12 protein-coding genes are annotated in these 12,625 nt (G+C 62.9%); 3 read left to right on the forward strand and 9 right to left on the reverse strand.

Going from position 1 to position 12,625, the window contains the following annotated elements; translation table 11 throughout:
• Positions 1–40 precede the first annotated feature (40 nt).
• A complete protein-coding gene (locus ACR3EK_RS01355; RefSeq protein WP_170366190.1) occupies positions 41–1,432 on the reverse strand; it encodes an aminotransferase family protein in 1,392 nt (463 codons plus the stop codon).
• 222 nt (positions 1,433–1,654) lie between these two features.
• Between ACR3EK_RS01355 and ACR3EK_RS01360 the strand changes: the two genes are divergently transcribed.
• Positions 1,655–3,283, forward strand: a complete 1,629-nt coding sequence (locus tag ACR3EK_RS01360; protein WP_480632490.1) for an acyl-CoA synthetase — start codon at positions 1,655–1,657, stop codon at positions 3,281–3,283.
• Here ACR3EK_RS01360 and ACR3EK_RS01365 read toward each other — a convergent pair.
• The 7 genes from ACR3EK_RS01365 to hmgA all read right to left on the reverse strand — a co-directional run bounded on the left by ACR3EK_RS01365 (position 3,280) and on the right by hmgA (position 9,903).
• Positions 3,280–3,621, reverse strand: a complete 342-nt coding sequence (locus ACR3EK_RS01365) for a DOPA 4,5-dioxygenase family protein (RefSeq protein ID WP_170462086.1) — start codon at positions 3,619–3,621, stop codon at positions 3,280–3,282. The genes ACR3EK_RS01360 and ACR3EK_RS01365 overlap by 4 nt on opposite strands.
• Positions 3,622–3,711: 90 nt before the next feature.
• Positions 3,712–4,350 (reverse strand): maleylacetoacetate isomerase, encoded by a 639-nt coding sequence (gene maiA, locus ACR3EK_RS01370; protein ID WP_170462084.1) that lies wholly within the window; start codon positions 4,348–4,350, stop codon positions 3,712–3,714.
• On the reverse strand, positions 4,347–4,538 hold the full coding sequence (locus ACR3EK_RS01375) for a DUF2783 domain-containing protein (protein ID WP_170462082.1): 192 nt from the start codon (positions 4,536–4,538) through the stop codon (positions 4,347–4,349). Before ACR3EK_RS01375 ends, maiA begins: the two co-directional genes overlap by 4 nt.
• A 5-nt stretch (positions 4,539–4,543) precedes the next feature.
• Entirely contained in the window at positions 4,544–6,154 is a 1,611-nt protein-coding gene (locus ACR3EK_RS01380) for an FAD-dependent oxidoreductase (protein ID WP_170462080.1), read from the reverse strand.
• A gap of 134 nt (positions 6,155–6,288) precedes the next feature.
• Positions 6,289–7,239 (reverse strand): MBL fold metallo-hydrolase, encoded by a 951-nt coding sequence (locus tag ACR3EK_RS01385; RefSeq protein ID WP_480632491.1) that lies wholly within the window; start codon positions 7,237–7,239, stop codon positions 6,289–6,291.
• 10 nt (positions 7,240–7,249) lie between these two features.
• Positions 7,250–8,506 carry a fumarylacetoacetase gene (gene fahA / locus ACR3EK_RS01390; protein WP_480632492.1) on the reverse strand — a complete coding sequence of 419 codons (1,257 nt, stop codon included), beginning with the start codon at positions 8,504–8,506 and terminating at the stop codon, positions 7,250–7,252.
• Positions 8,507–8,547: 41 nt separating this feature from the next.
• Entirely contained in the window at positions 8,548–9,903 is a 1,356-nt protein-coding gene (gene hmgA / locus ACR3EK_RS01395; RefSeq protein ID WP_480632493.1) for a homogentisate 1,2-dioxygenase, read from the reverse strand.
• A gap of 56 nt (positions 9,904–9,959) precedes the next feature.
• On the opposite strand from hmgA, the gene ACR3EK_RS01400 reads away from it, so the two are divergent.
• Complete coding sequence (locus ACR3EK_RS01400; RefSeq protein ID WP_170367877.1) at positions 9,960–10,412, forward strand: MarR family winged helix-turn-helix transcriptional regulator; 453 nt, start codon at positions 9,960–9,962, stop codon at positions 10,410–10,412.
• A gap of 59 nt (positions 10,413–10,471) precedes the next feature.
• Positions 10,472–11,704 (forward strand): adenylate/guanylate cyclase domain-containing protein, encoded by a 1,233-nt coding sequence (locus tag ACR3EK_RS01405; RefSeq protein ID WP_480632494.1) that lies wholly within the window; start codon positions 10,472–10,474, stop codon positions 11,702–11,704.
• On the opposite strand, the gene ACR3EK_RS01410 is transcribed toward ACR3EK_RS01405, so the two are convergent.
• Complete coding sequence (locus tag ACR3EK_RS01410; protein ID WP_093965175.1) at positions 11,701–12,510, reverse strand: division plane positioning ATPase MipZ; 810 nt, start codon at positions 12,508–12,510, stop codon at positions 11,701–11,703. The two genes, ACR3EK_RS01405 and ACR3EK_RS01410, sit on opposite strands and share 4 nt — an antisense overlap.
• Positions 12,511–12,625: the final 115 nt, after the last annotated feature.

The raw sequence follows: 12,625 nt of genomic DNA on the forward strand, positions 1-12,625 counted from the left end.
AGAACGCCGGTTTCACTTGGTCTTTTAGCCTGCGCTGGGTTTACCCGAACACACGCCCCAGTGCGCCATCAACCGCATCGGTAATTTGGTCGATGTCGTCCGCCGTGGCGATCAAAGCCGGAGAGAAGCACAGCGTGTTGTTGCGCCCGGGGACCGAGCGGTTGGTGACACCGATGATTACCCCTTGCGCCATGCAATCGGCCACGACCGCTTGGGCCAGCTTTTCATCCACCGGTTCTTTGGACGCGCGATCCGCGACCAGTTCGGCACCCAGGAACAGGCCCTTGCCGCGCACGTCGCCGATGACCTTGTGCTTGTCCATCAGTGCCTGCAGATTGCCCATCATGCGATCCCCCATCGCGGCGCAATTGCCCAGCAGGTTCTCGTCTTCGATGATGCGCATATTCTCGATCGCCGCGGCCGGCCCGGCGGTGCAGCCGCCAAAGGTCGAGATGTCGCGGAAATAGTTCATCGGGTCCGCGGCATCGTCTTTGAACATGTCAAAGACTTCCTCGGTGGTCACCATGCAGGCAATCGCGGCATAGCCCGAGGCCACGCCTTTGGCCATGGTCACGAAATCGGGTTTCACGCCGTATTGCTGGTACCCGAACCAGGTGCCCGTGCGGCCGACGCCGCAGACGACCTCGTCGATATGCAGCAGGATGTCGTATTTCTTGCAGATCTCCTGCACGCGCTGCCAGTAGCCTTCGGGCGCTTCGATCACGCCGCCGCCGGCGGTCACCGGCTCAAGGCACAGCGCGCCCACGGTGTCGGGACCTTCGCGCAGGATCACGGCTTCGATCTGATCGGCGGCCCATTCGCCAAAGTTCTCTTCGGGTGCGCCGTCCAGCTCGTGCTTGCGGTATTCCATGCAGTGCGGAACGCGCACGAAATCCGGCGCAAAGGGGCCATACTGCGCGTTGCGCTCATCCTGACCGCCCGCCGACATCGCCGCCAGAGTCGAGCCATGATAGTCGCGGTCGCGATACAGGATCTTAGTCTTCTTGCCGCCGTATTTCTTGTGGGCGATCTGGCGAACCATCTTGAACGCCTTCTCGTTCGCCTCGCTCCCCGAGTTGGTGTAGTAGACCCGGCTCATGCCCGGCATCTTCTCGATCAGCTTTTCGGCAAACAGCGCCCCGGGGATCGAACCCGCCGAGTTTGCAAAGTAGCACAGCTTCATCAACTGGTCGTAAACGGCCTTACAGATGGATTCGCGGCCATAGCCCACGTTCACCGTCCATACGCCGCCCGAGACGGCATCCAGGTGTTCCTTGCCCTTTTGATCCCAGACGCGCATGCCCTTGCCTTCGACGATGATGCGCGGATCGTTCGTCTCAAACGGCTTGTGCTGGATCAAGTGGTGCCAGATATGGGCGCGGTCGGCCTCGACCACGCGGGAAAGATCGTTTTCGTTGAACGTGCCGTCCATGACATGTCCTTTCAGTAAGACGCGACGCGCGGGAATCACAATGCCCGGCGGGCGCGGATGAACCAGATACCGCAGATCAGCCCGAAAGCCCGGTACGCAGTAGGGCCAGATTACCCGATCGCGTAGCTCCAGTATATTCGTCTCGGGTATTTTTACGGGTTTGTTTTGCGGCAACCTTTGTGCTCAATACGAAAAATCCGACGAATTGGGGAGGAGAGGCGGATGGCGACCCACAGCATTTATCAGCGCGATCTGGACAAAGGCCCGGCCAATTTCACGGCCCTGTCCCCGCTCAGCTATATCGAGCGGACGGCGGCCGTTTACCCGGACTATCCGGCCGTGGTCTATGGCGACCGACGCTATAGCTGGGCGCAGACCTATGCGCGCTGCCGCCGGTTGGCCAGCGCGTTGGCTGCGCGTGGGGTGGGCAAGGGCGATACGGTGTCGATCATTGCCGCCAACATCCCCGAAATGTACGAGGCGCATTTCGGCGTGCCCATGTCAGGCGCGGTGCTGAACACCATCAACACAAGGCTCGATGCCCCGATCATCGCCTTCATCCTGAACCACGCCGAATCCAAGGTGCTGCTGGTCGATCCCGAATTCTCGGGCGTGGTGAAGCAGGCGCTGGAGCAGGTGGATCACGACATTCTGGTGATCGACATCGAGGACCCGAGTTTCGATGGTGGCGAGAAGCTGGGCGCGCAGACCTATGACGACCTGCTGGCCGAGGGCGACCCGGAATTCGACTGGTCTCTGCCCGCCGATGAATGGGACGCGATCACGCTGAACTATACCTCGGGCACCACGGGCAACCCCAAGGGGGTGGTCTATCACCACCGTGGCGCGGCGCTAAACGCCACCTCGAACATCCTGACCTGGGGCATGCCGCAGCATTCGGTCTATCTGTGGACGCTGCCGATGTTCCACTGCAACGGCTGGTGTTTCCCCTGGACCATGGCCGCGAATGCGGGCACGTCAGTGTGCCTGCGTGCAGTGCGGGGCGAGCCGATCTACCGCGCGTTCCGCGACGAGAAGGTTACCCATTTCTGCGGTGCGCCCATCGTGCTGAACATGCTGGCCAACGCGCCCGATCATCTCAAGGATTTCGACCATGAAATCAAGGTGATGACCGCAGGCGCCCCGCCGCCTGCCGCGGTGATCGCTGCGATGGAGGGGATGGGGATCGAGGTCACTCATGTCTATGGCCTGACCGAAACCTACGGTCCGTCGGTCGTGTGCGCGTGGAAAGACGAATGGAACGACAAGCCCGCCGAGGAACGCGCCGCGCTCAAGGTCCGGCAGGGGGTGAAATACGTTGCCCTGTCGGGGCTGATGGTGGCTGATCCCGAAACGCTCGAACCGGTTCCGGCCGATGGCGAGACCATGGGCGAGATCTTTATGCAGGGCAACATCGTGATGAAAGGGTATCTCAAGAACCCCGAGGCCACGCAGAAAGCCTTTCGCGGCGGCTGGTTTGCCTCGGGCGATCTGGGGGTGAGGCATCCCGACGGTTATATCGCGCTGAAGGACCGGTCAAAGGACATCATCATCTCGGGGGGCGAGAACATCTCTTCGGTCGAGGTCGAGGATATCCTCTACAAGCACCCCGCAGTGATGGAGGCCGCCGTGGTCGCCAGGCCGGACGAGAAATGGGGCGAGACGCCCTGCGCCTTTGTCGAGCTGAAGTCGGGCGCCGAGGCGACCGAGGCCGATCTGATCGCGTTCTGCCGCGATCACATGGCCCATTTCAAGGCACCAAGAACGGTCGTTTTCGGGCCATTGCCCAAGACTTCGACGGGCAAAATCCAGAAATTCAAGCTCAGAGATCAGGCCCGGGCGCTGGGCTAGGCGCCCAGCCGGTCAAAGATCGACAGGTCCAATTCCAGCATCTCGCCCATCCAGATCGCCCGGTCGCGGTGGTCGGGCAGGTGCTCGCCGGTTTCGGGGTGGGTGAACACAGTCAGTCCCTGCCGGTTCAGCATCAGCCATGGGATCACCTTGTCGAAGGCATCGGCGGCAAAGCTCAGCTGGCAGCTCCAGCGCGGGTGGGGGCCGACATTACGGCTGTGCATGTGGCCCATCTGGACGGGGAACAGGCGGGCAGCCTCTTCGCAGACACGGCGGGCGGTCTCCTGCGTTTCGGCGTCGAAATAGACATGGGCGTGATAGCCGGTGATCCGTGGCATAGGGGGCCTCGTGCGGTGGTTTCCGGCACAAGGCTAGGCCCGATCGGTGTCGGTGCACAGACGCATCGGCACACAGACCCTGTGCGCGGCTCAGCCCGGCTCGTAGGCGTCCGGGTGGGCCGCTGCAAAGGCGGGGTGGTCGGCACAGGCCGCCTCGACCGCCAGAATGCGTGGCATGTCGGACAGATCGACCTGCCAGCGTCGGGCGTTGTACATCTGCGGGATCAGGCACAGATCGGCCAGCCCGGGCGCCGATCCCGTGCAATAGGGGGCTTGCTCAAACCCTTCCAGCATTGCCTCGAAGGCCAGCAGACCGGGGCGGATGAAATGGCGCATCCAGTCGCCGGGCATGTCGCCCTTTCCGCCGCTCAACTGCGTGGCGTGGCGGGCGACCTTCAGGTTGCAGACTGGGTGCAGATCCACCGCGATGGCATGGGCCAGCGCCTGCGCCCTGGCCCGCGCAACCGGCTTTTCCGGCAGCAGGTTCAGACCCCGCGTCCGGTCGAGATAGTCGAGAATGGCCAGTGACTGGGTCAATTGCACGCCGTCGATCTCGAGCACCGGAACAAAGCCCTGCGGGTTGCGCGCCAGATGCGCGGGCGCGGTCTGCTCGCCCTTGACCAGATCGACTGTCTGCGTGCGATAGGCGATCCCGGCCAGGTTCAGCGCGATGCGCACCCGATAGCTGGCCGAGGACCGCCAGTAGTCATACAGGACGACGTCGCTCATCGGGCTTTGGCCGCGTCGATCGCCTGTTTCAGGATGGTCCGGTCGCCGATGTGGTTGGCCAGCACCAGCACCAGCCGAGCATTCAGCGCGTCGCTTTCGGCCTTGTCCAGACCGTCGTGCGCGGCCAGCAGATCGGCATAGAAATCATCCGCGCCGTCGATATTCTGGGTGAGGATCAGTTCATCCATTGTGCCTACTCCTTGCCGATGGCCCGGCGGATCGCATGCCGGAACGCGTTGTCTTCATAGCTGTCGCGCCGCGCCGCCACATGCTGGTCGGGCCGGATCAGATAGACCGCACCTTCCGCGTCGCCCAGATACCGCCGCTTCAGCGCCAGCGTGCGGTCATCCTTGACCGACAGCGCCAGTCGCTCGACCGTCACGCCCTCTTCCTCGATCGTTTCCGGGGCTTCGGCGTCGATGGTCAGCAGGGTGAACTTGCCTGCCAGCTTGGGCAACAGGAATTCATCCCCCAGCGGCGCATCGGGGCAGGGCGAACCGGGGCGCGTTTCGGCCGGGCCATCCAGCGCATCCGCCGAATTCAGCGGCGAGCCGTCATAGGTGCAGGGCACGCTCAGCCGTCCGGAATTCACCAGCGGGCGGGCGAACTCATAGTGTTCGCTTAGGTCCAGAACCGCGTCGCGCAGGATGCGCGACATTTCCGATTTTGGCGTGATGAAATCGGTCGAGCGGGTCGAGTTCAGGATGTTCTCGTCTGCGCCGTGGATGCGCTCGACATCATAGCTGTCCAGCAGGCTGTCGGGCGCGGTGCCGTCAAGGACCATCTTCAGCTTCCAGCACAGGTTGTCGGTGTCCTGCAGGCCCGAATTGGCCCCGCGCGCGCCGAAGGGGCTGACCTGATGGGCGCTGTCGCCGGCAAACAGGACGCGGCCGTGGTGGAACTTCTCCATCCGGCGGCACTGGAAGGTATAGATGCTGACCCATTCCAGCTCGAACTGGACATCCGCGCCCAGCATCGCCTTGAGGCGCGGGATCACGTTTTCGGGGCGCTTTTCCCGTTCCTTGTCGATGTCCCAGCCCAGTTGCAGGTCGATGCGCCAGACATTGTCGGGCTGTTTGTGCAGCAGGGCAGACTGTCCGCGGTTGAAGGGCGGGTCGAACCAGAACCAGCGCTCGGACGGGAAATCGGCCTCCATGATCACGTCGGCGATCAGGAAGTTGTCCTCGAACACCCGGCCCACGAAATCCAGCCCCAGCATCCGACGGGTGGGCGAATTGGCCCCGTCGCAGGCGATCAGCCAGTCGGCCTCGACGGTGTACGACCCCTCGGGCGTTTCCACCTCGAGCTTGACGTGGTCGTCATGGGTGCCGATCGCCTCGACCTTGTTGCGGCCACGGATTTCGATCGGTGCGCCCTGGGCCTGCAACGCGCGGACCCGTTCGACCATAAACTGCTCAAAGTAGTATTGCTGAAGGTTGATGAAGGCTGGATGGGCGTAGCCCTCATCGGGCTGCAGGTTGAATTCATAGACCTTGCGGTCGTCGAAGAACACCTTGCCGGTGTTCCACAGCACGCCCTTGCCCACCATCGGCCGGGCACACCCCAGCCGGTCGGCGATTTCCAGCGTGCGCTGGGCGAAACAGATGGCGCGGCTGCCGAAACTGACCTTGTCGTTGTCGTCCAGCACCACCACCTCGACGCCCTGCTGGGCCAGGTCGATGGCGGCGGCCAAACCGACCGGGCCCGCGCCGATCACGATCACCTGATGCCGCACCGGGGCGGGGGCATCCTGATCGGGGCTGCGGGCATAGGCATAGAGCGGCTGTTCAAAAATCTTGTTCATGGGCTCTCTCCCCAAGTTCTGTGCGCCGGGCACACATTCCCTGCCCACCGGCGCGGGGCGCCGATGGCTCTCCTCCATGGTCGCATCGTTTTCAGGCCGGCAACACGATCTGGATCAAGTCGCCGGGCCATTTCTCAGCCTTGCAGGGCCTCCCACATCTCCAGATCGCGCTGGGCGGTCCAGATGCGTGGGGTGTCGATGCCGCGCGCTTCGTCATAGGCGCGGGCCACGTTGAAGGGCAGACAGTGCTCATAGATGGCGTAGTCCGAGAATTTCGGATCGCACTCCGCACGCACTGCGTCCCAGGCCTCTTTCAGGCTGCCGCCGCGTGCCGCCACCTTGGCGGCCGGGCGATAGGTGCTTTCGACGAAGTCGCGGGTGTTCTCGATGGCTGCGTTCACCATTTCCTTGCCGACAAGTGCATCGCCGCGCCCCGGCGCGATGGCATCCACGTCGAACCACTGGATCTGATCCAGCGTGTCGCCCCAGTCGCTGAAATGCCCGTCGCCGCAATAGCAGGCCGAGTGGTATTCGACGATGTCGCCGGTGAACATCACGTTCTGGTCGGGCACGTGGATGACGATGTCGCCAGCCGTATGCGCCCGCCCCAGATGCATCAGATCGACCCGGCGGTTACCCAGATAGACCGTCATCGTGTCGCTGAAGGTGGTGGTGGGCCAGGTCAGGCCGGGGATGCTTTCATGCCCTTCGAACAAGCGCGGAAAGCGTTGGAACTCGCTATCCCAGTCCTCTTTCCCGCGCTCGACGACCATGGCGCGGGCCATGTCCGACATGATGATCTGCTGCGCGCCGAAGGCGCTGGCGCCCAGCACGCGGACCGCGTGGTAATGGGTCAGCGCCACATGGGTGATCGGCTTGTCGGTTACCGACCGGATGCAGTCGATCACCTTCTGCGCCAGGCGCGGCGTGGCCTGGGCTTCGACCACCATCACGCTGTCATCGCCGATGATCACGCCCGAGTTCGGGTCGCCCTCGGCGGTGAAGGCATAGAGCCCTTCGCCCACCTCGGTGAACGAGATCTTCTTTTCGGTCATGTCCCCCTGGGACGCGAATGCCTTTGCCATTTGGCGCTCCTTATCGTGCGTATGGGTCTTCAAGGGCGGGCAGCACCGTGCCGGTGCAATCGCCGAAGCCGATCGTGTAGCCGTCGCCCCGGGCAGCGCCCTTCAGGGTCAGCGTGTCGCCGTCCTCGATGAAGCTGCGCGTTTCGCCGGTCTCCAGCGTGATCGGCTCCTTGCCGCCCCAGCTGAGTTCCAGAAGCGAGCCGCGGCTGTCCTTCGTCGGCCCCGAGATGGTGCCCGAGCCGAGCAGATCGCCCACGTTCATCGGGCAACCCGAGGTGGTATGATGCGCCAGTTGCTGCGCCGAGGAATAATACATTTCCTTGTAATTGGTGCGGGCGATGGTGGACGCCGGTTTGCCCTCGGGCGCCATCGTCACCTCAAGCTCGATGTCATAGAGCATCGGGCCACAATCCTTGAGGTGGTCCAGCAGTTCGACCTCACGCGGGGGCGTGTCGCAGCGGAAGGGGTCCAGCGCGGCCTTGGTCACGATCCACGGCGAAATCGAGGTGGCGGTCGCCTTGGCCTGGAACGGGCCCAGCGGCTGGTATTCCCAGGCCTGGATGTCGCGCGCAGACCAGTCGTTCAGCAGGACATAGCCAAAGATATGATCGTCGGCCTCCTGCACGGTGATCGGGCCGTCGGACGGGGTGCCGACGATGGCGCCCATCTCCAGCTCGATGTCGAAACGGCGGCTGGGCAGGAAGGCGGGGCGGTCATGGTCGGACGATTTCAGTTGCCCCCACGGGCGGCGGATATCGGTGCCCGAAACCACCACGGACGAGGCCCGTCCGTTGTAGCCGATGGGGATGTGCAGCCAGTTGGGCGGCAGCGCGTTTTCCGGGCCGCGGAACATGGTGCCGACGTTGGTGGCGTGGTGCTTGCCGGCGTAGAAATCGGTGTATTCGCTGACGGCGAAAGGCATGTGCAGTTGGGCCTCGGCCTGCGGAACCAGCAGCGGTTCGACCTTGTCCTGTTCTTTCGACCCTTTCGCCAGCAGGGCGGTCAGCCGCTCGCGCAGCGCGGCCCAGACAGCCGGACCCTGTTCCATCAGCGGGTTCCAGAAGGGCAGATCGAACAGCGGCTCGTCGCCCAAAGTGATCAGCCCCTCGGCCTCGGCGGCGGACACGTCGAGGATCATGTCCCCGATGGCCACGCCGCAGCGCGGCTCGGAACCTGCAGTCGAAAAGACGCCATAGGGCAGGTTGTTCAGCGGAAACGGGTGGTTCGCGTCATTGGCCGAGGCCACCCAGGATTTCATCAATGGCATTGCGTTTCCTTGTGCAGTGCGGTGGCCGTGGGCCACCGGTGTCATTTCTTGCCGGGCGTGCCGTCGAATTTCTTTTCCAGATCCGTCCAGCAATCGATGTAGTCATCCTGCAGCGGCGCCTCGTTCGCGGCAAAGGCGGTCAGGTGCTGCGGGAAGCGGGTCTCGAACATGAAGGACATGGTGTTGTCCAGCTTGTCCGGCCCCAGATTGGCGTTGGACGCCTTTTCAAAGGCTTCCTTGTCAGGGCCATGCGGGATCATCATGTTGTGCAGGCTCATGCCGCCCGGCACGAAGCCCTGCGGCTTGGCGTCATACTGGCCGTAGATATTGCCCATCAGCTCGGACATGATGTTCTTGTGGTACCACGGCGGGCGGAACGTGTCCTCCATCACCATCCAGCGTTCGCGGAACAGGACGAAGTCGATATTGGCCGTGCCCGGAACGCCCGAAGGCGCGGTCAGCACGGTAAAGATCGACGGATCGGGGTGGTCGAACAGAATGGCCCCGACCGGGCAATAGGTGCGCAGGTCGTATTTGTAGGGCGCGTAGTTGCCGTGCCAGGCCACCACGTCCAGCGGGCTGTGGCCGATCTTGGTGATGTGGAACTGGCCGCACCACTTGATCGTCACGGTCGAAGGCACCTCGCGATCTTCGAACGCGGCCACGGGCGCCTTGAAGTCGCGCGGGTTGGCCATGCAGTTGGCACCGATCGGACCGCGCCCCGGCAGCTCGAATTTCTGGCCGTAGTTCTCGCAGACGAAGCCGCGGCAGGGGCCCTCCAGCACCTCGACCCGGTACACCAGACCGCGCGGGATGATGGCGATCTCCTTGGGTTCCAGGTCGATGATGCCCAGCTCGGTCGCAAAACGCAGGCGGCCTTCCTGCGGCACCACCAGAAGCTCGGAATCGGCCGAGAAGAAATAGTCATCCACCATCGATTCGGTGACCAGATAGATATGGCTGGCCATGCCGACCTGGGTGTTCACGTCCCCGGCGGTGGTCATGGTGCGCATGCCGGTCAGCCAGGTCAGCGGCTGGTCGGAATGGGGCACCGCGTCCCAGCGGTACTGGCCCAGGCTGATCACGTCCGGATCGACATTCGGGGCGCTTTTCCAATAGGGCAGGTCGATCTTTTCATAGCGGTGCGAATGCTTGACCGACGGCCGGATGCGATAGCACCAGGTGCGCTCGGGCGGGTTGGCGGTGAAGGCGGTGCCGCTGAGCTGTTCGCCATAAAGGCCATAGTTGCATTTCTGCGGGCTGTTCATGCCCTGCGGCAGCGCGCCGGGCAGCGCCTCGGTTTCAAAGTCATTGCCAAAGCCGGGCATATAGCCCGCGTGGGTGCCAACGGGCGTGCTGGCCTGGGTCAGAGCGTGCGGGTCAGTCGGACGATTCATCGGGGTTCCTCCGTTTGCTGCTTGTCGGATAATAGTTGATTTTGTAACTAACAACCATGACACAGCCAGATTCCGCCGAAAAAGATGACTTCGACCTGCGAAATTTCCTGCCCTTCCTGCTCAACCAGGCGGCCGAGGAAAGCTCGTTGGATTTCCAGAAGGTCTACAAGAACCGTTATGGGATGCTGCGCACCGAATGGCGCGTTCTGTTCCACCTGGGCAACTACGGAGAGATGACCGCCAAGCAGATCGGGGAACGTGCCAAGATGCACAAGACCAAGATCAGCCGCGCGGTGCACAAGCTGGAACAGCGCCGATACCTGCGGCGCACCCGCGACGAAAACGACCGACGGATGGAGCGGCTGACCCTGACCCCCGCCGGTCTGGCGGTGTACCGGGAACTGCGCAACATCGCCCGCGACTATGACGCCCGGCTGGCGGGCATGTTCACCACGGGCGAGGCGGCGCTGTTGCGGATGATGCTGCGGCGGCTGGCCGGGATGGACTGACCTCTGGTAATCTGGCCCCGCAGCCCCCAAGTGGGGTGCAGACCAGACGGAGCCCCAAGATGCCATCCACCGACCCCAAATCCCGCGCCGATGACCTGATTGGATGGTTGCTGGACCGGGGGCTGGAAGGGGCCGAACAGTCGGAAATACTCGAAGGCTATTGCCTGCGGCTTGTGGATGCGGGCGTTCCCCTGATGCGGTTTCACGCCGCCCAGAGCGCCTATCACCCCACTTACGGCGGCACCGGCTTCAACTGGTACCGGGACGAAGGGGGCAGCGTCGAGAATTACGAGCACCGCGAGGAATTGCCCGATCAGTGGGTTTCGAGCCCGCTCTACGCGATGCTGCAGTCCGGCGCGAAGGAACTGCGTGAAAGGCTGAAAGACCAGAACGAACCCAGCCGATTTCCGTTTTTGAACGAACTGCACCAGAAAGGTGCCACCGACTACTTTGCATCCGGTCTGGTTCTGCAGAAAGTCGATCCCGAAAACCGGATCGCCCTGGACCAGATGCCCGAGGGGGTGCTGATGTCGTGGACGACGGACCATGCCGAGGGGTTCGACGACATTCACCTGGATCTGATCCGATATGCTCTGCCGCATCTGGGGCTGGCCTTGAAATCGGCCTCGAACCGGAAAATGGCGCAGGATCTGCTGCGCGTCTATCTGGGGCGGGATGCGGGTCGGCGCGTGCTGTCGGGGGAAATCCGGCGCGGATCGTTGCAGCAGATCGACGCCGTGATCTGGAACTTCGACCTCGAGGGCTTTACCGGCCTGGCCGAACGCCTTCCCGGGTCGGACATCATCGCCATGCTGAACGACTATCTGGCCGTGGCGGTCGAGGTCGTTCAGGATTGTGGCGGCAATATCCTGAAATTCATGGGCGACGGGCTGATGGCCATGTTCGACGTGGGCGAGATCGACGAGGACGCCCGCGCCGCGCTGGCCGCCGTTGGTGTTCTGCAGACGCGTATGGCCGAGCTCAACGCGGAACGGGCCGCCGCCGGCCTGCCGGTCGCCAATTTCACACTTGCCTTGCATTCGGGCGAGATCCTTTATGGCAATATCGGTGCTGAAAGCCGGCTGGATTTCACCGTGATCGGACCGGCGGTGAACCAGGCCGCGCGTATCGCAGGCATGCACCGCTCGCTGGACCGGCGTATCTTGATCTCGGATGACGTGGCCCGTGCCGCTCAGCCCTGCGAACAGGACCTGATCTCGGTCGGGCGCTATATGCTGCGCGGCGTGCCCGAACCCAAAGAGCTGTTCACGATCTACGCGCCGACGGCCTAGAAGTCGATCTCGACCCCGGGCAGGTTCAGTTCACGCATCATGTCGCGCAACTCCTGACGGGCAGCGATGTTCGAAATATTGAGCTGTTTCACCCCGATATCCTTGAGGTCCAGCAGCGTCAGCCCGCGCGGGAACAGTTCGCGAAAGATCACACGCTCGGAAAAGCCCGAGGCGACACGGAAGCCGATGCGCTGCGACAGCATCTCGATGGCGCGCTGCATCTTTTCCTTGTTGACCATGCGCTGGGTGCCCACGCGGTTGCGCACCACCACCCAATCGATCGGTTTCAGCCCGGCCTGAGCCCGCAATTGCCGCGCGTTCCAGACCATCTCGGAATAGACCGAGGGCCCGAGGATCTTTTCGCCCTTCGAGTCGATCCGGGCCAGCAGGTCGAAATCGATGAAACTGTCGTTCAGCGGCGTGATCAGCGTGTCGGCCAGCGAATGAGCCACCTGGCTCAGCCTTGTGTGCGAGCCGGGGCAGTCGATCAGGATGAAATCGCTGTCGCTCTCCAACTCGGCCACGGCGGCGGACAGGCGGTGGTCATAGATGTTCTCGCCGGGTTTGAGCTTGCTAGCGTCGATCTCGGGCAGGTCATGGTGACGCGGGCTGGGCAGCTCCAGCTTTTCCGTGGAAAGGAAATTGCGGCGGTTCTCGAAATAGCGGCCCAAGCTGCGCTGCCGCAGGTCCAGATCCAGGGTGCTGACCTTGTTGCCCAAACGCGCAAGCGCGGTTGCAACATGCATGGAAACCGTCGACTTGCCTGCGCCGCCCTTTTCGTTCCCCACAACGATGATATGTGCCATACCTGTATTCCCAAGTCGCGCCGTGTTTGCCTACACGTTGTTTGAACCCACTATATGTTGTGTGATCCGCGAAGAAAAGCGGTCCTGTAGGGTCTGCGGGACAATATCAGTGTCT

The organism is Ruegeria sp. BC8 (assembly GCF_056535705.1).

Excerpts from the sequence above, each read along its gene's own strand:
- ACR3EK_RS01400 (WP_170367877.1), top strand. The coding sequence starts at position 9,960 with ATGACACAGCCAGATTCCGCCGAAAAAGATGACTTCGACCTGCGAAAT.
- ACR3EK_RS01360 (WP_480632490.1), top strand. The coding sequence starts at position 1,655 with ATGGCGACCCACAGCATTTATCAGCGCGATCTGGACAAAGGCCCGGCC.
- ACR3EK_RS01355 (WP_170366190.1), bottom strand. The coding sequence starts at position 1,432 with ATGGACGGCACGTTCAACGAAAACGATCTTTCCCGCGTGGTCGAGGCC.
- ACR3EK_RS01405 (WP_480632494.1), top strand. The coding sequence starts at position 10,472 with ATGCCATCCACCGACCCCAAATCCCGCGCCGATGACCTGATTGGATGG.
- ACR3EK_RS01385 (WP_480632491.1), bottom strand. The coding sequence starts at position 7,239 with ATGGCAAAGGCATTCGCGTCCCAGGGGGACATGACCGAAAAGAAGATC.
- fahA (WP_480632492.1), bottom strand. The coding sequence starts at position 8,506 with ATGCCATTGATGAAATCCTGGGTGGCCTCGGCCAATGACGCGAACCAC.
- hmgA (WP_480632493.1), bottom strand. The coding sequence starts at position 9,903 with ATGAATCGTCCGACTGACCCGCACGCTCTGACCCAGGCCAGCACGCCC.
- ACR3EK_RS01375 (WP_170462082.1), bottom strand. The coding sequence starts at position 4,538 with ATGGATGAACTGATCCTCACCCAGAATATCGACGGCGCGGATGATTTC.
- ACR3EK_RS01410 (WP_093965175.1), bottom strand. The coding sequence starts at position 12,510 with ATGGCACATATCATCGTTGTGGGGAACGAAAAGGGCGGCGCAGGCAAG.
- ACR3EK_RS01365 (WP_170462086.1), bottom strand. The coding sequence starts at position 3,621 with ATGCCACGGATCACCGGCTATCACGCCCATGTCTATTTCGACGCCGAA.
- maiA (WP_170462084.1), bottom strand. The coding sequence starts at position 4,350 with ATGAGCGACGTCGTCCTGTATGACTACTGGCGGTCCTCGGCCAGCTAT.
- ACR3EK_RS01380 (WP_170462080.1), bottom strand. The coding sequence starts at position 6,154 with ATGAACAAGATTTTTGAACAGCCGCTCTATGCCTATGCCCGCAGCCCC.